The sequence below is a fragment of the Nocardioides sp. Z22_16 genome (assembly GCF_058134365.1).
Genome location: NZ_JBYTTI010000004.1, coordinates 380,312 through 401,055, shown reverse-complemented (window position 1 = coordinate 401,055; position 20,744 = coordinate 380,312). Strand labels below are relative to the sequence as shown.

Genomic DNA, 20,744 nt, shown 5'->3' with positions numbered 1-20,744 from the left:
ACAAGCGCCATCGGGGGTCGCTCTTCCGACACGGGGAGGGGGAGGGTGGTCGAAAACGCCAAGACCCCGGGCTGCTGCGCAGCTCGGGGTCTTCGGAATGGTGGGCGATACTGGGTTTGAACCAGTGACCTCTTCCGTGTCAAGGAAGCGCGCTACCGCTGCGCCAATCGCCCGGGTCTTGAATTGTGATGGAGGTGGGTACGGGATTTGAACCCGTGTACACGGATTTGCAGTCCGTTGCCTCGCCTCTCGGCCAACCCACCGCGTGAGGTCCTCCATGGAAGGACCGGTGGAAAGACCTCTCCGAGCGGACAACGAGACTCGAACTCGCGACCTCAACCTTGGCAAGGTTGCGCTCTACCAACTGAGCTATGTCCGCCTGCGCTCACCGCCGTTTGACCGGCCGTTCGTGCGAGCAGAACAGTAGCCGATGGTCGGGGGGGTGCCAAACTCGGGGTCAGCGGGAGTGTCGGAGAGTCGGTGTCCGCGCGGGAAGTCCCTAGAGTGCCGAGCATGCGCACCTGGATCGACGGCCGCCTCCTCGAGGACCCCGCGGGCCCGGCTCTCGCCGTGACCGACCACGGCTTCACCGTGGGTGACGGCGTCTTCGAGGCGGTGAAGGTCGTCGGGGGCACGCCCTTCGCGCTCACCCGTCATCTGGAGCGGCTGGCGAGGTCGGCTGAGGGTCTGGGCCTGCCCCCGGTCGACGACCGTCTGGTGCGCCAGGCGATCGCCGAGGTGCTGGCGGCGGAGCCGCTGGAGCTGGGGCGGCTGCGAATCACCTACACCGCCGGTGCGGCGCCCCTGGGGAGCGGTCGGGGGCACGGCGACCCGACGCTGGCGGTGGTCGCCGCCTCGATGGACCCCACGCCCGCGACCACGCAGGTGGTGACCGTGCCGTGGCCGCGCAACGAGCGCGGCGCACTGGCCGGCCTCAAGACCACGTCGTACGCCGAGAACGTCGTCGCCCTGGCTCACGCTCACGAGCAGGGGGCCAGTGAGGCGATCTTCGCCAACCTGGCCGGTCACCTCTGCGAGGGCACGGGCTCCAACGTCTTCTACGTCGTCGACGGCGAGCTGCGCACGCCGACGCTGGCCTCGGGTTGCCTGGCGGGGGTCACGCGGGCCCTGGTGCTGGAGTGGTTCGGCGGGCGGGAGGTCGACGAGCCGATCGAGGTGGTGGAGTCCGCCAGCGAGGTCTTCCTCGTCTCCACGACGCGAGACGTGCAGGGCGTCGACCGGTGGAACGGTCGGGAGCTGCCCGCGCCCGGTCCGGTCACCCAGGAGGCGGCACGGACCTGGGCCGAGCGGGAGGCGGCGGACGTCGACCCGTGAGGTCAGCCGGACGCGATCGCCTTGGGGCTGCCCTCCGAGGGATGCGCCGAGGCACGTAGGTCAGTGGGCGAGCAGCTGGGTGATGATGGCGTCGAGCCGCAGGAACTGGGACTCCTCGCCGGCGGGCACCACGTTGAACGAGCGACGGACGAAGCGGCGCACCTCGCGGGCGCTCGCGCGCGTGACGAGGTGGCCGTCGGGGGAGCTGAGCTCCACCACCACGACCTCGCGCCCGTGCTCGTCGGTGCTGGGGAGGACGTGCACGTCTCCGACGCCCGCGGAGGCGCAGACCCCCTCGGCCAGCAGCTCGCGGCTGAAGGTCCAGGGCAGCTCGCCCTCGGGGGTGAGGAAGGTGATCGTGACGGCGAACGGGTCGTCCTCGCGGTAGGAGAAGACGGTCTCCAGATCGTGCCCGCGACCCAAGGAGTCGACGCACTGCATCGTGATCTCCTGCTCGACTGCGCCAGCGACTCGACGGTCGTACTTGCTCGCCATGATGTCCTCCACTGCTGTCCTGATGCAGTAGTAACGCATTCCCGAAGCACTCTTGGGTAGTAAACGTCAAGATTTATATAGGGGAACTTCGACTTTGTGTCCGATCGGCCAGATCCGACCCACCCGTTAGGCTCATCGCCGTGAGCGAAGAGCTGTCCAAGGGTCCCGCCGCTGATGTCTTCGCGCGCGAGGGCGTCGACGACGGCGTCCACGCCCCAGAGCTCGACTACGGGCCGCACTGGCTGCGACGGCTTCACGCCCGCGCCCACGCCAACCCGGTCACCGGGCTGATCACCAAGATGGTGGTCACCTGCGTCGGCACCGTGGTGATCATCGCCGGGCTGGTGATGATGATCGCCCCCGGCCCCGGCATCGTCGCCATCATCCTCGGCTTCGTCATCCTCTCCACCGAGTGGGACTGGGCCGACCGGGTCGTCGATCGACTGCGCGACTACGCGCACCGTGCAACCGAGAAAGCGCGCCAGATGGACCCCGCGGTCAGGCGTCGCCGCATCGGCCTCGCGGTGCTGGGCGCCGTGGTTGTGGCGGGGGCCGTCTCGGCGTACCTCAACGTCTACGGCTGGCCGCACTTCGCGGTCGACGGATGGGACGAGGTGCAGGGACTCTTCGGCGTCGTGCCCGACCTCCCCGGCATGTGAACCGGGCCCGGATGTGAGTCCGCGGCACCCATGCGCTAGTGTTTCCGCCGCACCACGCGGGCGATTGGCGCAGTGGTAGCGCGCTTCGTTCACACCGAAGAGGTCACTGGTTCGAACCCAGTATCGCCCACCATGTTTCCGCAGGTCAGAGGTGGTTTTCTGAAACCGGATCTGAAACGGGGAACATCCGGGGAACAAGGAGCGGCCAGTTCTGGCCGCTCCTGCCTTCATTTCAGGGCTCGCGGAGTCGGTTCACGAGCACGAGGTCGAGCCTGGCGAGGATCGGCATCCACTCGAGCTCCGGAGTGCCGACCGACAAGTCGGGCAGGTCCTCGTGTCGGGGATAAGGCCAGGCGCAGCCATGGTCATGCCGCGCGCTCGAACCAGCGATCAGCTCGAAGCGGATCGCTTTATCAACCTGGCCGAGCGTGAGGTCATAGAGGTCGGCGAGCTCATCTCGGCTGGTGCCGGCGCCGTAGTCCTATGCCCGCGACTCGGTGCGGACGTAGAGACTGACCACCAGATAAGTCACTCCCGTCGCGCTGTCCACGGATAACCTGGGCCGTCATGACCACCGGGGACGAAGCGCAGCGCCTTGCGGCGGAGCAGCGCGCCCGGGTGCTCATCGACCGGCAGCTCGTGGCCGCCGGTTGGGTCGTGCAGGACAAGAAGGATCTGAACCTGTTCGCCGCCCAGGGAGTCGCGGTCCGGGAGTTGGTCATGGCGTCCGGCCACGGCCGGGCCGACTACCTGTTGTACGTCGACAAGTCCGCCGTGGGCGTCATCGAGGCCAAACCCGAGGGAACTCCCCTGTCCGGTGTGGAGTGGCAGTCGGCGATGTACGCCGAAGGCTTGCCCGCCGACGTGCGTCTCAAGGCCCTCACGGTCGACGGCCGCCTCCCGTTCGTGTTTGAGGCGTCCGGCACCGAGACCCACTTCACTAACGGCTACGACCCGGAGCCGCGGGCACGCAGGCTGTTCGCCTTCCCGAAGCCGTCGACGTTCGCCCGCATCCTGCGTGACGCCGAGGCAGACCCAGAGTCGCCGACCTGGCGCGGCAAGGTGCGTGCCCTGCCGGAGCTGGACACCGTTCGCCTGCGGCCTGCCCAGATCGACGCGATCCTCGGTGTCGAGCAGAGCCTGGCCGAGCAGCGCTTCAAGCGCAGCCTGGTCCAGATGGCGACGGGCGCCGGCAAGACGTTCACGGCGGTCACGCAGTCCTACCGCCTGCTCAAGCACGGCGGCTTCAACCGCGTGCTGTTCCTGGTCGACCGCAACAACCTCGCCGACCAGACGCTGGCGGAGTTCCAGAACTACCGCACCCCAGATGACGGTCGACGGTTCACGGAGATCTACAACGTCGACAAGCTCACCAGCGCCGGCATGCTCGGGTCCACCAACGTGGTCATCTCGACGATCCAGCGGGTCTACAAAGCCCTTCAAGGCGATGAGGTCAGCCCCGGCGACGATCCCGGTCTGGACGGGTTCGTGCCCGGGGCCCCGGTGACCGCCTCCTACAACCCCGACCTGCCTCCGGAGACATTCGACCTGGTGATCGTGGACGAAGCCCACCGCTCCATCTACGGCGTATGGCGAGGCGTCCTGGACTACTTCGACGCCCATATCGTCGGTCTCACGGCAACGCCGGGGAAGCAGACGTTCGGGTTCTTCGAGCAGAACCTCGTCTCCGAGTACACCTACCCGCAGTCGGTCGTGGACAACGTAAACGTCGACTTCGACCTCTACCGGATCCGCACCGAGATCAGCGAGCAAGGCTCGGTGATCGAGGCGGGAACGATCGTGCCGAAGGTTGACCGCCGTACGCGTGCCGAGCGGCTGGAGGCGCTGGACGAGGACCTCGCGTACACGCCCGGCCAGCTCGACCGCGCCGTCACTAGCAAGTCGCAGATCCGCACCGTGCTCGAGACCTTCCGCGACCGCCTGTTCACTGAGATCTTCCCAGGCCGCTCGACGGTCCCGAAGACGTTGATCTTCGCCAAGGACGATGCCCACGCCGAAGAGATCGTGACAACCGTGCGCGAGGTGTTCGGCAAGGGCAACGACTTCGCCGCCAAGATCACCTACACAGCCCGTGACCCCAAGGGCCAGCTGCAGGCGTTCCGAACCAGCCCCACGCTGCGGATTGCCGTCACCGTCGACATGATCGCCACCGGCACCGATGTTAAGCCGTTGGAGTGCGTTTTCTTCATGCGGGACGTGCGCTCGGCGCAATACTTCGAGCAGATGAAGGGTCGCGGCTCTCGGACGATCCCCGCGGCCGACTTCCAGTCCGTCACGCCTGATGCGCTCGCCAAGACTCGCTTCGTCATCGTCGACGCTGTGGGTGTCACCGAGCACGACTTCGTCGAACCACCACTCAACCGTGACAAGTCGGTGCCACTGAAGAAGCTCCTCGACAAGGCCGCCGCTCTAACCCTCACAGAGGACGAGACGGCGACCCTCGCGTCGCGACTGGCAAAGCTCGAGCTCGAGCTGACAGACACCGAGCGCGCCGAGCTCGACGCAGTCGCCGACCACCCGGTCCGCGAGCTCATCCGCCAGCTCGTCGACGCCGTCGACACCGACTGGCAGGCCAAGCACGTCGAGGCCGGCGGCCAGGTGCAGGACCTTCTCGACGCTGCGATCGAGCCCATTGCTGCGAATCCTGACCTCCGCAACCGCATCCTGGAGCTGCGCGCCACCCACGACCGCACCATCGACGAGGTGAGCCGCGACACCCTCATCGACGCCCACGGTATCGTCGACACCACCCGAGCTCGGAGCGTCGTGGAGTCGTGGAGCTCCTACCTCGAAGTACACCGCGCAGAAATCACGGCCATCCAGCTCCTCGCCGAGGCCCGCGATCGTCGGGTGTCCTTCCACGACATCCAGGAGCTCGCCGACCGCATCGCCCGGCCGCCCTACAACTGGACGCCCGACCTCATCTGGAACGCCTACATCGCCATCGAGGCCCCGAACGTCCGAAGCAGCCCGGCCCATACCCTGACCGATCTGGTCTCACTGGTCCGCTATACCGTCGGCGCGGACGACGCACTGGTCCCCTACGCCGACCTCGTGCGTGAGAGGTACGCCGCTTGGCTCGCCCAGCAGGAGCAAGCGGGCGTCACGTTCACGGAAGCAGAGAGGTGGTGGCTCGACCGCATGGTCTCTGTCATCGCCTCCTCCGCCGGTTTCGACGCCAGTGACCTCGACGATGCACCCTTCACCGAACGCGGCGGCACCGACGGTGCTCTCCGCGACCTCGGCGACGGCGCGGCGGATCTCATCGACGCGCTCAACGCGGAGCTCACCGCGTGAGCCTGACCATCACTCCTGCGGCGATCGTGGAGGGGGCGGAGGCATCCGGAAGCCCCGGCCTGCTTGCCAAGGCGCCGGAATGGGGTCGCGTCCAGCTTGGTGCTGTGGCACGAGTCGTGAATGGCGCAGCGTTTCCCTCCTCAGGGTTCAACCCTGAGGCCCGTGGAATGCCCCTGATCCGCATCAGAGATATCGCGGCAGGGAGGACGCAGACGTGGTTCGACGGACCGTGGGAACGACAACATCTGGTGCGACATGGCGACCTTCTAGTCGGCATGGACGGTGACTTTCGAGTGGAGCGGTGGACCGGCGGAGACGCGCTTCTCAACCAGCGGGTTTGCCGCATAGATGTAGACGAGTCGCAGTACTCCGCCCGGTTCCTCTCGTTGGTGCTGCAGGGATACCTCGACGCCATCTGGCAGGCGACTTCATCGGTCACCGTGAAGCACTTGTCTTCACGTTCGATCGCGGCCATTCCCTTGCCCCGCCCATCCCTCGACGAGCAGCGGCGCATCGTCGACCTCCTCGAAGACCACCTTTCCCACCTCGACGCTGCGACGATGTCCGTTGATGCAGGTACCAAGAGACTCGCAGCCCTGAGGCGCAGCGCCCTAGCGGAACTCCACGCCGGAGACGCGACGCCGCTAAGGGACGTTGCGATCGACGCTGGTTACGGGACGTCTGCGAAGTGCGTCGCCGATGGCCCTGGCCCGGCAGTGGTCAGGATTCCGAATCTTGTGGACGGCAGCATCAACCTCAATGACGAAAAGCGGATCGCGGATCTCAAAACGGACGTGTCGCGGTATGCACTCTCCGCCGGGGACGTCCTAATCATCCGTACCAACGGCTCTGTTGACCTGATCGGGCGATCTGCAGTCGTGCAGCCAGGCGTCGACGCTGCGTATGCGTCGTACCTGATTCGCTACCGCGTCGACGAGTCGCGGGTCCGCCCGGCATGGGTACAGGCGATGCTCAGCACGCCGCAGGTGCGAGCACGTATCGAGACCCTGGCGGCGTCCAGTGCGGGTCAGCACAACCTCAGCCTCGGTAAACTCAACACGCTCGCCTTGCCGGTGCCCGTTTTGGCGGCTCAAGACGCCGGTCTCCGGCGGCTGGCCGAGTTGGACTATCAGTTGCGCAGATTGCATGTCGAGCTGAGAGCAGCGAGCACCCGGGCAACTCGGCTCCGAGCCGCATTGCTTCAATCAGCGTTCTCGGGGCATCTGACCAATACTGACTCGCGTGCATCGAGACTCGATGAAAGGGCCCCAGCATGACCGAGGTCGGTCCAGGCGCGGTTGCCGATCCTGCTTCTGAGAGAAGCACTGGAGCAGTTCAGACGAGTTCCAGCCGTCGCCTGGTCGACAAGCTCTGGTCGTACTGCAACGTGTTGCGCGACGACGGCGTCGGCGTCATCGAGTACACCGAACAGTTGACGTACCTGCTGTTCCTCAAGATGGCTCACGAGCGCAGCATCCGGAAGCTGAACCCGCAGCGGATCGTCCCTGCCGAGTACTCCTGGCAACGGCTCCTCGACGCCGAGGGCACCGAGCTCGAGATCGCCTACAACCAGATCCTCGTCGGCCTGGCGCAGCAGCCGGGAACGCTCGGCACGATCTTCCGCAAAGCGCAGAACCGCATCCAGGATCCGGCCAAGCTCAAGCGACTCATCGTCGACCTGATCGGCCAAGAGAACTGGTCGGCGTCGGGCACCGACCTAAAGGGCGACGCCTACGAGGAGCTGCTCTCCAAGGGCGCGTCCGACAAGGGGTCCGGCGCCGGGCAGTACTTCACCCCTCGCGACCTCATTGCCGGCATCGTTGATGTGATTGACCCGGGACCCGACGACACAGTCGTCGACCCGGCCTGCGGCACCGGTGGCTTCCTTCTGGTCGCCCACGAGCACGCAGCCCGCTACGCCGAGGATCTGACGCCCAGGCAGCGCGCGCATCTGCGCGACGGCTTCGTGTCCGGCTACGAACTCGTCGACGGCACCGCGCGGCTCGCAGCGATGAACCTGCTGCTGCACGGCATCGGTACGTCAGATGGCGACTCACTGATCGACGTACGTGATGCGCTGCTGGCTGCCCCGCGCGAGCGTTGGTCGGTGGTCCTCTCCAACCCGCCGTTCGGTCGCAAGTCGTCCCTGACAATGGTGGGCGTCGACGGCCGCGAGGTGCGTGAGGACCGCGAGATTGAGCGGCAGGACTTCGTAGTCACCACGAGCAACAAGCAGCTCAACTTCCTCCAGCACATCATGACGATCCTCGATATCAATGGCCGCGCCGCCGTCGTACTCCCCGATAATGTCCTCTTCGAGGGCGGCGCGGGCGAGACCCTGCGCAAGAAGCTGCTGGCCGACTTCGACCTCCACACGATGCTGCGCCTGCCGACCGGCATCTTCTACGCCCAGGGTGTGAAGGCCAACGTGCTGTTCTTCGACAAGAAGCCAGCCGCCGAGCGGCCGTGGACCGAGCGACTGTGGGTCTATGACCTGCGCACCAACCAACACTTCACGCTCAAGCAGAATCCCCTTCGCCGGCAGCACCTCGACGACTTCGTTGACTCCTACCTCCCTGGGAAGGATCGCTCCGAGCGAGTCGAATCCGAGCGGTGGAGATCGTTCACGTACGACGATCTGATTGCCCGCGACAAAGCCAACCTCGACATCACTTGGCTGCGGGACGAGTCGCTGGAGGACGCAGACAACCTGCCCGCCCCCGAAATCATTGCCCGCGAGATCGTTGAGGACCTCACGGCGGCGCTGGCCGAGTTCGAGGCCGTCGCCGCTGCACTCGAAGCGCACAATCCGATCGGATCTGAATAGGCCGATGACCCGGACGGGCGCACGCGCCAGGACGTTAGAGAATCTCCTGTCTGTCGCCGGTCTGCCTCCGGCCCCACTGCCCCCTCGACCCCGCCTCGCCGATATTCCCGACTCCTTCGTCACTCGGATCGAGGAGGTGTACGTGCGCCTCGGCGGTGCACCCCCGAACACCTCCACCGGGCCCGACCCGGCGCATTTGATCTCGCGGTCGCCACCGAGTCAGGTCCCCTCCTCATCGAGCTCGATGAAGAGCAACACTTCAACCGGTACCGGGTCGGCACCCTCTCCTTCCCCTGGGCAGATGCCCTGCCCTGGGTCCACGCCTATCGCGACTACAGCCGCGTGCATGAGGCAAGACTCGCGCGAACGTTCGTCTCGGGCCGGCGGTGGACCAACGACTCCGCCCCTGGCTTCTTCGGCCCGCCATCAGCACCCGGCGACTTCAGTGGAGTCGGTTCCCCCAGATGGCGCCAGCGTGCGTTTTACGACGCGGTCAAGGACCTCATGCCCGGGGTTCGCCTTGCCCGGATCGCGGTGTTCGATGACGTCGACGGCCGGTCCCTCAATACCATCTTGCGCACCAGGGACATGTCGGCAGCTCACGGCATCCGGGTGTTGATCGAGGGTGGCACCCACTCCTGGACGACCCACTGAAGCCCTTCCGGCCAAGGCATCGAAAAGGATCTCCTCGGCACATCCCCTGCCCATAACGAAAGTCCGACCTCGACCGCTCGAACTTCTCGTGACGACGACTGACGAGTCCAAAGAAGCGCCCTGGTCTTCCCCCGGTCTCGTGGACACCGTCACAGTGGTCGAAAGACCACGGAGAGGTGTCTAGATGACGACCTATTCGCAGGAGTTCAAGGACCAGATCGTCGAGCTGCATCGTCGCGGGCGCTCGTTCAGCGATCTGGCCAAGGAGTTCAATCTGGCAGCGACGTCGATCTCGAACTGGGTCCGGGCCGCTGACAAGCGCGACGGCCGTTCCGGGCAACAGTCGCCCTCGCCGGTGCCGCAGCCGGACAAGGACCGGATCCGGCAGCTTGAGAAGGAGCTGGCTCGCAAGGACGAGGAGCTGGAAATCCTGGGAAAAGCGCTGGCCTTCTTCGCGCGTCGGGCGGACCAGTAGAGGTCTACGCCTACATCCGCGCTGAGAAGGCTGCCGATCCAGAAGCCAAGATCAGCCTGCTGTGCCGTGTCCTGGGGGTGTCCAGGTCCGGTTACTACGCCTGGGCCAGCCGGCTCACCCAGCCTTCTGTCCGGGCGCAGACCGACCGGGTCCTGCTCGAGGAGATCCGGGCCATCCACGCCCGCTTCGGCTACTACGGATCACCTCGGGTGTACCGCGAGCTGCTGGCCCGCGAGCACCACGTGGGCCGGCACCGGGTGGCCCGGCTGATGCGCCTGCACGGCATCACCGCGGCCCGCTGCAAGATCAAGTCGCGCCCCCGGGCCGCGCCGGTCTCACGTCGCCCCGAGGTCGTCGACCTGGTCCGCCGCAGGTTTCAGGCCGACGTCCCAAACACGCTGTGGTTCACCGACGTGACCCAGATCCGCACCGGGGAGGGGTGGCTGTGGGCCGCAGTCGTGCTCGATGCGTTCAACCGTGAGGTTCTCAGCTGGGCCACCTCGCCACGGGAGTCGCCCCGTACCGTGCTCTACGCGCTCAACGACGCGCTCAAGATCCGCCGACCCGCCCGCGGGTGCGTAATCCACTCCGACCGCGGGTACCAGTTCACCGCCTGGGACTGGCTCGACAACGCCGCAGCTGCCGGCCTGAGGGTGTCGATCGGGGAACGCAAGTCCTGCTACGACAACGCCGTCATGGAGTCCTGGTTCTCCTCGTTCAAGAACGAGGAGATCTACCCCAAAGGCACCCCGTTCACCCGCAAGGAAACCCGAGCCCGACTGTTCAGCTACATCTGGGAGTACAACACCCACCGGATGCACTCATCCTTGGGCTACGTCCCACCCCGTGCCTACGCAGCATCATCAAGTAACTGTCCGTGAAACCCGGGCAAGACCACCCCCCACCAGCCGGTGGAAGACCTTCAGACCGAGCGGCACGCATGCTACGAAGGTCCGTAGATCAACCAGCTCGGCCCGTCCCTCAGGGGCGGGCCGAGCGCCATTTGCAGGCTAAGTGACGAGCAGTGACGGGCGGTGAGTGGGGGAGTGCACGGTGGGGTGAAGTTCTACCGCGGCGCCGCTGTCGCCGCACGCTCCTACGTTGAGGCCGACCGGTCTCGCGTCGACGACTACTACCTGACCGAGGGCACCGGACTCGCCACCCACTACGTCGCGACACCGACCGCTGGTGCCCAAGTAGCAGGGGTGCTCGACGGCGACAGCTACGAACGCTGGGTCGCCGGGTACGACGTCAAGACCGGTACGCCCAAGGGTCGGCTCCGCGGCGACGAGCACGGACTCCGGTTCGTCGAGGTCGTGGTCAACGGGCCGAAGACGTGGTCGCTCGCCGCCGCGATCCACCCCGCGATCGCCGACGCGTACGACGCCGCCCAGGAGCGCGCCGCCGCCGAGATCATCGGCTGGGTCGCCGACCACGCCACAACTCGCATCGGGCCACGCGGTCGACAGGTCCAGGTGCCGGTCGAGCGGATCGAGGCAGCCGTCATCCGCCACCACACCTCACGCGCCGGCGACCCGCACCGCCACCTCCACCTGCAGATCAACGCGCGTGTGTTCGCCCACGGCGCCTGGCGCGGCCTGCACTCCGTCGGCGTCCTCGACAGCATCGAGGCGATCAACGGGATCGGGCACGCCGCCGTCGCCTGTGACCCCGAGCTCCGGCGCTCTCTCGCCGCGCACGGCTACACCCTCGACGCCAGCTCCGGCGAGATCACCGAGCTCGCGCCGTACGCCGGCAGGTTCAGCGCCCGGGCCGCGCAGATCAACCGCAACGTCGACAAGTACGAAGCGGCGTGGCGCGCGGCTCACCCCGACCAGGAGCCCGGACCGAGCCAGCGACAAGCATGGGATCGCCGAGCCTGGGCGGAGGCGCGTCCCGACAAGGTGGTGCCGGCGTCAGGGGCCGACCTCGCGCAGCGGTGGATCGACGAGCTGCGCGGCCTCGGCTTCGATCCTCCGATTCCACCCACCGACCCGGTCGCGTCAATCCCGGTCGCGACGCCGATCGCGCGCATCAACCGCGACGCCGTGGCCGAGCTCGCGCTGGTGCGGCTCGGAGCCCGACGCTCCAGCTGGAACGCCGCCGACCTCCGCGGCGAGTGCGAGCGGATCGTCGCAGACGTCGGCGTGATCGCCGACGGCGCCGTACGACGCGAGCTGGGGGAGGACCTCACCGCTCGCGCGGTCGCGGCGTCGCGCCCGCTCCTGCGGCGCGACGATGTCCCCGACCACGTCCGCGCATTCACCTCCCGCGAGGTCCTCGCAGTGGAGTCCGACATCGTCGCCCGCCTGGTCGCCCGCTCCGAGCACCCCGGGACGCCAGCCCAGGTCGGATCCGTCATCGACCGACGACAGCTCGACCAAGGCCAGCGAGACGTCGTCGGCGCACTCCTCGGCACGGCCCGACTGGTCGTCGTCGAGGGCGCGGCCGGCACCGGCAAGACCACCACCCTCGCGGCCGCCAGCGACCGTCTCGACAGCGAAGGGCACCGACTGGTCGTGGTCACCCCGACCCTCAAGGCCGCGCAGGTCGCGGGCGAGCAGGTCGGCTGCGGCGCCTTCTCGGCCGCCTGGCTCGTGCACCAGCACGGCTTCCGTTGGGACGACGACGGATGCTGGCACCGCGTCGATGCTCACGACCGCACGAGCCCGAACGCAGTCGCGCGGCTCCTCCCGGGTGACCTCCTGCTCGTCGACGAAGCCGGCATGCTGGACCAGGACGTCATGCGCGCACTGCTCATCGTCGCCGACGACTCCGGCGCCCGCGTCGCGCTCGTCGGCGACCGACACCAGCTGCCCTCCGTCGGCCGCGGCGGCGCCTTCGACCTCGCCATCCGCTGGGCGCCGGACGAAGCCTGCGTCGAGCTCGACACCGTCCACCGCTTCCTCGACGACACCTACGCCGACCTCACCCTCCAGATGCGCACCGGCGACCGCAGCGGCGACGTCTTTGACACTCTCGTCGACCGCGGCGAGATCGTCATCCACCCGACCGAGGTCGAGCGCCTCGGCCGTCACAGAGGCAGCCGCAGGCGACCTGCGTGCGGCTCCCTTGCTCATCGCCGATACCCGCGAGCAGGTGAGCCTGCTCAACGCCGCCATCCGCGACCTGCGGCACGCCGACGAGGGCGCCGTCGAGTGGGCCGAATCGGCGACCCTGACAACGTCCGCCGGCGAACAACTCAGCCAAGGCGACCGCGTCGCAACCCGCCGCAACGACCGCGACCTGGGCGTTGCCAACCGCGACACCTGGACCGTCGCAGCCGTGGGCGACGACGGCTCCCTCCTCGTCCGCGGCCGGTGCGGCGAGCGGAGGCTGCCCGCCGAGTACGGCCGACGCCACGTCGAGCTCGCCTTCGCCACCACCGTGCACGGCGCCCAGGGCGACACCGTCGACCACGCGCACCTGCTCATCGGCGAGACCACCGGCGCCGCGTCGGCGTACGTCGGCATGACCCGCGGCCGGCACCGCAACACCGCCCACATCGTCGCCCACATCGTCGCCGACTCCGTCGCCGACGCCCGCGCCCAATGGATCAACGTCTTCAACCGCGACCGCGCCGACCTCGGACCCGCCCACGCGGCCACCCGCGCCGCCGACGACATCGACCGCTTTGGACCACAGATCACCCAGGCAGCGATTCAGGCTGCCACTCTCCGACACCACGCCGAGCCCGACGACCGCACGTCACGGCGCCGACAGCCTGCTCACCACTTCCCTCACCACCCCGAACGAACTGAGCGCGGGCCCGGGATCGGCCTCTGAGAAGCCCCGCACCGGGGCTCCATAAGCGAAGTTCAGAACTTTCGGGGGGATGCCCTCTGACCTGCACAAACACTGCGTCCCCCCGCCCGCTCACCACACCAGGGGAGACGGAGGTGGTGACGCCCTTGAGGCACCCTGAGCACCTTCCTGTCCACCCCTGAGCGAGCACGTCGCACACCGCCCCCACTCGTCCAGACGACACCCCCGTTCTCCCGGAAGGACGCTCCATGCAACCCATCCAGATCCCCGACGACTGGGACGACCGAGGACTCATCACCTTCGAAGAGTTCTGCGACCTCATCCGCACCCCCCCAACGCACCGTCCGCGACTGGCGCCAACGCGGCGTCGGCCCCCGCTGGGCCCGCTTCAACGGCTGCGGCCGCCTCTACATCACCGTCGCCGAAACCCGCCGATTCCTCAGCTCCGCCACCACGAGCAGCCGCTCGATCCACACGCCCAGCCAGGAGAAGCCCCGTGACTAGGAAGCGAGAACTCCCCGTCTACGTCAGCCTCGACGAAGCCGCCGAGATCATGTCCCTGTCCACCAGGACCATCCGACGCCGCATCAGCGACGGCACCATCCCCGCCTACCAATGCGGGCGCCGCTCCATCCGGCTACGACTCGACGAACTCGAAGCCGCACTGCGCCGCATCCCCTCGGCCCGGCGGTGACCGTGATGGACGACGGCCATCCGCGATCGCACGCGGGGGCCCGCCGACTCGCCAGAAGTACTCGCGCTGCCCCAGAGTCCGGATGAACGGAGAACTCATCGTCCGAGAGCCTGCCAGGACGTGTTTCTTCTATCCGCCTAGCCGACGATCTCGGTCGCCAGCTCGACCAACGAGTCGGCTCTCCGTACCAGCGGCTCGGCCTTCGCGCCGGTGATGAGGTTGGTGCCGTACTCGACGTCACCCTTGACCGCGAGCAGCTCGCGTAGGGCGCGCTCGGCAGTCGCTGCGGCGGGTCGGGCACCCAGCGCTTGGCGTAGTGCCTTGGCTGCTATGGCGTGGTCGATGCCACTATGAGTGGAGCCGGTCAGCACGGTGACGATGGCATCCTTCGTGCAGATGCGAGCGTAGATCGAGTCGCCGGCACCCCCGATCTACGGTAGGGCGGGCTGGCGACCGGTCCTCGCGCGACACAGGGCTGTCTGACACGCTCGTCCGTGTGAGCCCCAACGCGGAGGAGCAGCACCGGTGACGCACGCGACCCCTCCGGCACGTCCGGGGTTGAGCTACCACGAAGGCATCGAGGAACTGGAGCTGGCGTCCGAGGAGCTCAACGAACCTCGCACGCTCGTGTGCCGGGGATGCATCAGTGACACCGCGCTGGATGCGGCCGTGCGCGACGAAGCGGCTATCGGGACGTGCAGCTTCTGCGCAGCGTCAGCCGAGTGCGTGACGTTCGAGGACCTAAGGCACGTTATCGACGAAGCCGTCGACAACTTCTACGTGAGCATCGAGGAGTCCGGGGCGTACCGCGAGAACGGCGAGTGGAACCTCCCCTGCGAAGACATCCAGGACATCCTGGAGTATGAGGTCCTCTACGGTGCCGTCGACGACAGGGTCTTGACGCCGCTGGTGCGATTCGTCGCCGAGAGAAATGCCGTGCCCTACGGGTACGTCCTGCGCCGGCACGTCCTGGCAAGCCTGTACGACTGGGACGAGGGCGCGTGGCGCAACTTCATGAAGCAGGCAAGGGTCGACGACCTTGTCCCTGACCTGTTCGAGCAACTCCCGGCGAAGTACCTGGACCTGTTCGGGCGGATCGAGCGTGTCGCCCAGGTCGAAGGATTGTTCAAGACTGCGACCCCAGCTCCACCGCTCTGGCGTTGCCGCAAAGGCTCATCGGATAGGCCGTGGCGAACCGGTGCTGACTTGGGTAGTGCACCTGGGCAGTACGACGCCGGCGTTGGCCGGCTGAACTCCAAGGGTCAGTCCGTCTTCTACGGCTCCACGACCTTGCGCGGGGCCGTCATTGAAGTGGCCAACCACCTAGGAGCAGATGTCGAGCTCTGGGGTGGCCGCTTCGCGGCGTCCCGCGACCTATACCACCTCGACGTCATGGACCTCCCCGACCGTCCCTCGCACTTCGCTCCGGGAGCTGCCGACACCTTCGACGCCATCGTGTTCCTCATCCGATTCGCCCGGACGCTGCGTCAGCACAAGCCGGAGGTCATCGGACGGCACTACATGCCAACCCAGCTCTTCGCTCAGTTCCTCCTGCGCGGGCCCGAGGAGCTGCGCCCCGACGCTATCCGGTTCGCCAGCAGCGTCGACCCGACGTCGGAGAACTGGGTCGTCTTCGTCGACCACGAGCACTGCGTCGACAACGGTGCAGTCGGTATGCGCTCCGACGAGCTTTACCTGACGCTCGACCCGACAAGCGTCCAGCATGTTCACGCTCGCGATATGACCGCGGTCGAGGCCGACAAGTAAGGCACCTGAGCCCCTCTGTTCAAGCACCCCTCGGAGGCTGGCTCGACTCCGGGACTGCCTCTTCCCGTGGGCAGGAGAACTCGTCCCATCCCATGCCACGTTGCCAGCAGTACCCCGTGACGACCTCCGGGTGAGGGCTGGTGCCGAGCCACACGCCGTCGAGACCGTCGATTTCCAGGTTCAGGTCGGGGAGTCCTTCAGCTTCGAATGAGCGGAGCATCGCCAGGCCTTCGGTGACTTCGACCCACAGCCACAGGTGCCGCGAGGTCGCGTCCTCGACGTTCAGGAGCTTCTCGACGTCAGCGCGGTGCAGAGCTTCGTCGCGCAGCTGTTCATGGATGACGTCGACGGGAAAGTTACGCACCGCGGAGCGGGTCGTGCCGAAGCCCCGGAGAACCTGAACCTTGCCGCCGAAATCACTCAGTAGCGCATCGGAGGCTTCAGTGATTGATGAGATTAGCCCGATGCCCACCGAGTGCAGGGCGCGGAGCGGTTCGTACGTCGGCGGGCGACTTGCCTCAGGGATCATCCAGTCCTGCTGCCACCTGCGTGTATCGACGCGAACGACGCCGAGAGCTTCTAGTGTCGGTAGGTGGGTGCGAAGTTCGCGGACCACATTCGATGCCTCGCTCTGGCCCTCGTGCGTCGCCGTCCAGCACCCGGTCAGCCGGTCAACGACGACCAGTCCATCTGGGGCCTCGCGCGCCCAACGCACATCGCGGCCCACACGGTTGCCGTCCGCGAGTGTGGTGACCTCCAGGGCGATCATGCGACCAGCGCCCGTCAGGTAGAAGTCGTGCATCCGGTCCCTGCTGCCGTCATCCCACCGCTTTACCGTGATGGGCGTCTTCAGCCTCGCAGTCAGGCTGCAGGCGGCGGCGTTTGCGGCGGCGTTCTCACGACCCTCCTTGTTTGGCATAACTCATGCTCTCGGCCTACTGGTCGAGCCACAAGGCCGTATCGAGGGCAACCGCATCCAAGCTGCAGGGAGACCCCCGGGTTCACCGCCTCGCTGACCACGTTGACCCAGGAGGCGATCCTCTGTCTGCGACCGACGGCGCCGAGAACAGGACCGTTGACGGGTCGGTAACCGTAACGCGCTGCTCATCTCAGGACACGAAGTGGCCTCTCACGCTGTAGTCCGAGCGGTGGAAGATCTCGCTCGGCAGGTGCACGGTCAGGCGGGCTGCTTAGTCGCCTACGACCCCGAGGCTGCGTTGTGCAGAGAGCAGGAGCGCTAGGAAGTCCAAGCCCGCCGCCTCAATGTCGACGATCGGAACCTGGGTGCGTTGTTTGCCTCCACCCGGCATCGCGTCGTCGCGGCTGAATGCGATGGCCAGCGCTCCGCCCCGTGCACCTCGACACGTGCCCGCACCTTCGAGGGCACGCCGGAACCGACGTTGCGGTGACCTGTGCGAGCGATGCGCCGCAGTCCGCGATGGGTAGGCGCGCCGCGGGTGAGGTCTGCGGCCGCGAACCCATTCGTCCGCTTCCAGTCCTGGTCGGTGCGTTCTGCGACGGACTCGGCGCAGGCGCGTTCGATCAGAGCGACGTCGAGTTCGCCGTTGGGCTCGCCCAGGCTTGCGTGGAGAGGCGTCCAAGGCACACCACCAACCTCGAGACGATCACCGACAGCGTCGTTGCCTACCGACCGCATCCATGGGTGGCTGACTGGAGCGGGGTTGGGGAGCTGCCATCCGCGGCCAGAGCTCGACATGTGTCAGGCTTGCCCGACGGGGGTCGAGCCGGTCACTCACATCGTGATGACGCCGACGGCCGCCCAGCTGTACGAAGCCGGCCGCCGTCACGTGGGTACCAAACGGCTTCGGTAGCGTCGTCGTATGGAGATCGAGTACGCGACAACGGACGAGGAGCGACTGGAGGTCCGCGAGTTCCTCGCCCAGCACATAGCGGACATCGCACCCACAGCCGTCCCGGCTACTGCCATGGACGAGGCCTATCAGCCACTGGTGCCGTTCATCCGCTGGGACGACGGCGAGTACGACGGGGCGATCATCGCCGCCGCCCTCACATGCCGTGCTCAGGTCGCAGCGGGTGCGGCCCTGACCGGCATGGGACAGGACAAGTTCGGGCCTGCGCTGGATAGGCATTCCGAGCTCGACATGATCGCGGTGGTGAAAGCGTTTCGCGGTCAGAGAATGGCCACCGTTCTACTCGAGGCCATGGAGTTCAAGCTGGCTGAGCGCGGAGTGCGCGTGTGGTTCGGCAACGTCTCCCGCGACAGCGACGTGACGCAGCTCCGTACCTTCTATTTCGGGCGGGGGTTCACGGTGCTAGCCGACGGTCAGCCCCTGCCGCCGCTCCTGGGCACGCAGTGGGTTCCGCCCTTCGCGGAACCGCCGGCGTTCTTCTTCTACAAGCGAGTAGCGGCGGTGTAGTCGCGCCTGAGGTGTGGCGCGTTGCCATGGCCTGCCGTGTAAGCGCGGGGATCGGCGCTGCGCAACAGGGCTTTCCGCCGGGCCTGTCCCCGCGCGCTCTCGCGGTTCTATCGTGCATCTACTGGTCTCGTCGCCATCGGCGGCGGGTGCAGCCAGCCAACCCCGGCCTCGCCGCGGAGACGACCATGCCCGATCACTCGGGGCTCTTCTGCGTTTCAACCAACGACGTGACCCCGGCCCAACTGGCCGCGGTCTTGCTCTAAGCCCGTTACAGCGGACCAACTCATCACCTCCACTCGCACCAGGTGCGCCGATGGTTCGCTTGGTGCGAAACGAATGGGGCACGCTCCGAGACGCGCAGATCCTGGCCCGGCACGCCGCCCCCCGCACCACCGAGCCGAAGGTGGCTACATGGTCCGCAACTACTTCACTCGACGCTCAACCGCTCGATCGCATTGCTGATCTCGGCGGCTGCGATACTGGCACCGGCAGATTTGCGAAAGTCGATGTCGCCAGACTGGACGCGACACACAGGCACGCGCCCTCGTTCTAGGAAAAGTTCGCGTTGCCTCGACACGGCGGCCAGGTACTCCGGGGTTGGCGCGCTGTCCGCTGGGCGCCCGCGGCGACGAAATCGTTCCAGGGTCTCCTCGATCGAGAGTTCAAGAACGACGAAGAGGTCGATGCTATGAGTGACGTCCTGCAACGTTGCCGAGGTCACCGTGAGCAACGCCATCTCGTCTTCGGTGAGCCATCGCTGGCGCGTGAAGACGGGCGAGTGTATGTCGACGACTTCCTCGACGGAATGGTCCATGATGCCGCCGGACGCAGGGCATCCCGACCTCGCAGCGATGGCGTGATTCAAGTACCAGAACTGGTTCGCCAGGCACCACCGCTCTGGCTGTGAAGAGAGCCTCGGCAGAAATGGGTTCAGCTCGGGGTTCTCGAAAATCGGCTCTAGGCCGAGCAGGGGGCCAACCGCCCGAGCCAGGGTGGTCTTGCCGGACGCGATGTTGCCAAGGATGGCGACCATTGGGCCACTCAATTCGGTCACTTTCGTCGAATGTTCGTCGCGAACCAGACAACTAGGCTGAACGCCAAGTTGCTGACAACACCCAGGCCGACAGCGAGCACTACGTCAACGCGTTCGGAGCGGGTGTAGGCCAGCGCTACCACACCCATCAGAACCATGAAGTAGACGCCTGACGCGATGAGGAGGCGACGCTCCCAACGGTAGACACGCTCGATCAATCGGGCAAAGTCTGGTCCGTAGGCTCGCGATAGCTCCTCGACTGGTGTCCCGATTCGCGGGTCATTCCTGATCTGGTCGTCGGTCAGCTTGAACTGGTGCTTGATCGGCCAGATCTCGGTCTCATACCCATGTTGTCCTCGATAGGGCTTGCTAACTGGAGCAGCCAACTTAACGAACTCGATTTTGGCAATCGGCTCGCCGGGTGGGATGGCAAGGTAGTCGTTGGAGGAGTTGACCATGACGATTCCGAGGCGCCCGCTGAAGCCCGGGTCGGCGTAAGTGTTTACGGGCACGATACCGAGACTGAACAGTTGACCCTTGCTAAGAACCCGACCAAGAACTGACGACGGCAGATCGAGGACTTCCTCAGTGATGAACACCAATATCTGTCGGGGCTTGATCAAAATGCTCTGCCCCTCCTCTGCGACAATGGGGCGTTCGGGATGAGCGAGGTCGTAGTAGATGTTTGATGCGCGAAGCTCATAGCATGCTTGCTTGACGCGGTTGGGGTCGAAGCCAGCGCTGATAAGAGATCCGTGCTCGGCGTGCTCAATGATGGCCTCGTCGGTAAGGGTCCCTACCGGAGTTTCGGCCAAGTCGGGGCTCAATGGATCCTCCATTCTTTGTTCATGCGGCGTACCAGCGCAGGCGTGCGCCGTACCGTGCGAAGAAGGTTGACGTGGCGCGCATCGTTGGCAGTTCATCTATGCGGTCGCTGCTACACCATGCGAGGTCAATGATCTCGTCACGAGACACATCGAGGCCTGGAACTTCCGTTAGCGTCGTTGCAAAGAACGCAACAAGCCCAGATGACGCATCCGCTGGAACCTGGGCAATCAGCTGCAATTGCTCCGCCTCCAGCTGTAGCCCCAGTTCCTCTCGGAGTTCGCGGAGTGCAGCGTCCTTCGGTGTCGCATCGGAGCGCTCAATGAGCCCGCCCGGCGGCTGCCAGAACTCGGGGAATCGGCGGGTGCGTACCAAGAGCGCCTGCCCCTGCACCAGGACGACGACGACCGCGACCTCGGGCTGACCGCTTCCCTTCTCTTCGCGCACGCCGCGAGCCTGCCACAGCCCCACCGGACACGGAGTTTGGGGCGACGGCGA

17 protein-coding genes, 4 tRNA genes and 2 pseudogenes are annotated in these 20,744 nt (G+C 66.4%); 14 read left to right on the top strand and 9 right to left on the bottom strand.

Annotation, left to right across the window (positions count from 1 at the left end):
- Positions 1-98 precede the first annotated feature (98 nt).
- The 3 genes from AC3X7R_RS14050 to AC3X7R_RS14040 form a co-directional block, all read right to left on the bottom strand.
- Positions 99-173 (bottom strand) — tRNA-Val (locus AC3X7R_RS14050).
- 16 nt (positions 174-189) lie between these two features.
- A tRNA-Cys gene (locus AC3X7R_RS14045) sits at positions 190-263 on the bottom strand.
- A 43-nt stretch (positions 264-306) separates the two neighbouring features.
- Positions 307-379 (bottom strand) — tRNA-Gly (locus tag AC3X7R_RS14040).
- Between the two features lie 134 nt (positions 380-513).
- Between AC3X7R_RS14040 and AC3X7R_RS14035 the strand changes: the two genes are divergently transcribed.
- Positions 514-1,335 (top strand): aminotransferase class IV, encoded by an 822-nt coding sequence (locus tag AC3X7R_RS14035; protein WP_489966283.1) that lies wholly within the window; start codon positions 514-516, stop codon positions 1,333-1,335.
- Positions 1,336-1,395: 60 nt separating this feature from the next.
- Here AC3X7R_RS14035 and AC3X7R_RS14030 read toward each other — a convergent pair whose 3' ends face one another.
- Positions 1,396-1,830 (bottom strand): SsgA family sporulation/cell division regulator, encoded by a 435-nt coding sequence (locus AC3X7R_RS14030; protein ID WP_489966282.1) that lies wholly within the window; start codon positions 1,828-1,830, stop codon positions 1,396-1,398.
- 140 nt (positions 1,831-1,970) lie between these two features.
- On the opposite strand from AC3X7R_RS14030, the gene AC3X7R_RS14025 reads away from it, so the two are divergent.
- The 11 genes and pseudogenes from AC3X7R_RS14025 to AC3X7R_RS13975 all read left to right on the top strand — a co-directional run bounded on the left by AC3X7R_RS14025 (position 1,971) and on the right by AC3X7R_RS13975 (position 14,222).
- Positions 1,971-2,489, top strand: a complete 519-nt coding sequence (locus tag AC3X7R_RS14025; protein WP_489966281.1) for a PGPGW domain-containing protein — start codon at positions 1,971-1,973, stop codon at positions 2,487-2,489.
- Positions 2,490-2,547: 58 nt separating this feature from the next.
- Positions 2,548-2,622 (top strand) — tRNA-Val (locus tag AC3X7R_RS14020).
- A 434-nt stretch (positions 2,623-3,056) separates the two neighbouring features.
- Positions 3,057-5,807 carry a type I restriction endonuclease subunit R gene (locus AC3X7R_RS14015; protein WP_489966280.1) on the top strand — a complete coding sequence of 917 codons (2,751 nt, stop codon included), beginning with the start codon at positions 3,057-3,059 and terminating at the stop codon, positions 5,805-5,807.
- Positions 5,804-7,084 carry a restriction endonuclease subunit S gene (locus AC3X7R_RS14010; protein ID WP_489966279.1) on the top strand — a complete coding sequence of 427 codons (1,281 nt, stop codon included), beginning with the start codon at positions 5,804-5,806 and terminating at the stop codon, positions 7,082-7,084. The genes AC3X7R_RS14015 and AC3X7R_RS14010 overlap by 4 nt, the downstream gene beginning before the upstream one ends.
- The gene (locus AC3X7R_RS14005) at positions 7,081-8,634 is read left to right on the top strand and encodes a class I SAM-dependent DNA methyltransferase (RefSeq protein WP_489966278.1); all 1,554 of its coding nucleotides are present in this window, start codon (positions 7,081-7,083) and stop codon (positions 8,632-8,634) included. The genes AC3X7R_RS14010 and AC3X7R_RS14005 overlap by 4 nt, the downstream gene beginning before the upstream one ends.
- Before the next feature lie 189 nt (positions 8,635-8,823).
- Positions 8,824-9,288: pseudogene (locus tag AC3X7R_RS14000) on the top strand (DUF7255 family protein); the annotation flags it as partial.
- A 184-nt stretch (positions 9,289-9,472) separates the two neighbouring features.
- Positions 9,473-9,763: a transposase gene (locus AC3X7R_RS13995; RefSeq protein ID WP_489966277.1), complete on the top strand. Its 291-nt coding sequence runs from the start codon at positions 9,473-9,475 to the stop codon at positions 9,761-9,763.
- A gap of 14 nt (positions 9,764-9,777) precedes the next feature.
- Complete coding sequence (locus tag AC3X7R_RS13990) at positions 9,778-10,644, top strand: IS3 family transposase (protein WP_489966498.1); 867 nt, start codon at positions 9,778-9,780, stop codon at positions 10,642-10,644.
- A 153-nt stretch (positions 10,645-10,797) separates the two neighbouring features.
- Positions 10,798-12,705, top strand: a pseudogene (gene mobF, locus AC3X7R_RS13985) (MobF family relaxase); the annotation flags it as partial.
- A 157-nt stretch (positions 12,706-12,862) separates the two neighbouring features.
- Positions 12,863-13,549 carry a hypothetical protein gene (locus AC3X7R_RS13980; protein ID WP_489966276.1) on the top strand — a complete coding sequence of 229 codons (687 nt, stop codon included), beginning with the start codon at positions 12,863-12,865 and terminating at the stop codon, positions 13,547-13,549.
- Between the two features lie 475 nt (positions 13,550-14,024).
- Positions 14,025-14,222 (top strand): helix-turn-helix transcriptional regulator, encoded by a 198-nt coding sequence (locus AC3X7R_RS13975; protein WP_336562681.1) that lies wholly within the window; start codon positions 14,025-14,027, stop codon positions 14,220-14,222.
- A gap of 137 nt (positions 14,223-14,359) precedes the next feature.
- Here the strand turns inward: AC3X7R_RS13975 and AC3X7R_RS13970 are convergent, their stop codons facing one another.
- Positions 14,360-14,593, bottom strand: coding sequence for a hypothetical protein (locus AC3X7R_RS13970; protein ID WP_489966275.1), 234 nt, complete (start codon positions 14,591-14,593; stop codon positions 14,360-14,362).
- Between the two features lie 154 nt (positions 14,594-14,747).
- On the opposite strand from AC3X7R_RS13970, the gene AC3X7R_RS13965 reads away from it, so the two are divergent.
- On the top strand, positions 14,748-15,989 hold the full coding sequence (locus tag AC3X7R_RS13965; protein WP_489966274.1) for an RES family NAD+ phosphorylase: 1,242 nt from the start codon (positions 14,748-14,750) through the stop codon (positions 15,987-15,989).
- 19 nt (positions 15,990-16,008) lie between these two features.
- On the opposite strand, the gene AC3X7R_RS13960 is transcribed toward AC3X7R_RS13965, so the two are convergent.
- Positions 16,009-16,908 (bottom strand): hypothetical protein, encoded by a 900-nt coding sequence (locus tag AC3X7R_RS13960; RefSeq protein ID WP_489966273.1) that lies wholly within the window; start codon positions 16,906-16,908, stop codon positions 16,009-16,011.
- A 922-nt stretch (positions 16,909-17,830) separates the two neighbouring features.
- Between AC3X7R_RS13960 and AC3X7R_RS13955 the strand changes: the two genes are divergently transcribed.
- Complete coding sequence (locus AC3X7R_RS13955; RefSeq protein WP_489966272.1) at positions 17,831-18,388, top strand: GNAT family N-acetyltransferase; 558 nt, start codon at positions 17,831-17,833, stop codon at positions 18,386-18,388.
- 427 nt (positions 18,389-18,815) lie between these two features.
- On the opposite strand, the gene AC3X7R_RS13950 is transcribed toward AC3X7R_RS13955, so the two are convergent.
- Genes AC3X7R_RS13950 through AC3X7R_RS13940 form a run of 3 tightly spaced genes read right to left on the bottom strand, consistent with a single transcriptional unit; the run spans position 18,816 to position 20,693 of the window.
- Positions 18,816-19,421 (bottom strand): deoxynucleoside kinase, encoded by a 606-nt coding sequence (locus AC3X7R_RS13950; RefSeq protein WP_489966271.1) that lies wholly within the window; start codon positions 19,419-19,421, stop codon positions 18,816-18,818.
- Between the two features lie 17 nt (positions 19,422-19,438).
- Entirely contained in the window at positions 19,439-20,260 is an 822-nt protein-coding gene (locus AC3X7R_RS13945) for a dCTP deaminase (protein ID WP_489966270.1), read from the bottom strand.
- Positions 20,261-20,267: 7 nt separating this feature from the next.
- Positions 20,268-20,693 carry an NUDIX hydrolase gene (locus tag AC3X7R_RS13940; RefSeq protein ID WP_489966269.1) on the bottom strand — a complete coding sequence of 142 codons (426 nt, stop codon included), beginning with the start codon at positions 20,691-20,693 and terminating at the stop codon, positions 20,268-20,270.
- Positions 20,694-20,744: the final 51 nt, after the last annotated feature.

What these genes read in the sequence shown, in the direction of transcription:
- AC3X7R_RS13945 (WP_489966270.1), bottom strand. Translation starts at nt 20,260, where the DNA reads ATGGAGGATCCATTGAGCCCCGACTTGGCCGAAACTCCGGTAGGGACC.
- AC3X7R_RS14005 (WP_489966278.1), top strand. Translation starts at nt 7,081, where the DNA reads ATGACCGAGGTCGGTCCAGGCGCGGTTGCCGATCCTGCTTCTGAGAGA.
- AC3X7R_RS13960 (WP_489966273.1), bottom strand. Translation starts at nt 16,908, where the DNA reads ATGCCAAACAAGGAGGGTCGTGAGAACGCCGCCGCAAACGCCGCCGCC.
- AC3X7R_RS13995 (WP_489966277.1), top strand. Translation starts at nt 9,473, where the DNA reads ATGACGACCTATTCGCAGGAGTTCAAGGACCAGATCGTCGAGCTGCAT.
- AC3X7R_RS14035 (WP_489966283.1), top strand. Translation starts at nt 514, where the DNA reads ATGCGCACCTGGATCGACGGCCGCCTCCTCGAGGACCCCGCGGGCCCG.
- AC3X7R_RS13955 (WP_489966272.1), top strand. Translation starts at nt 17,831, where the DNA reads ATGGAGATCGAGTACGCGACAACGGACGAGGAGCGACTGGAGGTCCGC.
- AC3X7R_RS14015 (WP_489966280.1), top strand. Translation starts at nt 3,057, where the DNA reads ATGACCACCGGGGACGAAGCGCAGCGCCTTGCGGCGGAGCAGCGCGCC.
- AC3X7R_RS13950 (WP_489966271.1), bottom strand. Translation starts at nt 19,421, where the DNA reads ATGGTCGCCATCCTTGGCAACATCGCGTCCGGCAAGACCACCCTGGCT.
- AC3X7R_RS14030 (WP_489966282.1), bottom strand. Translation starts at nt 1,830, where the DNA reads ATGGCGAGCAAGTACGACCGTCGAGTCGCTGGCGCAGTCGAGCAGGAG.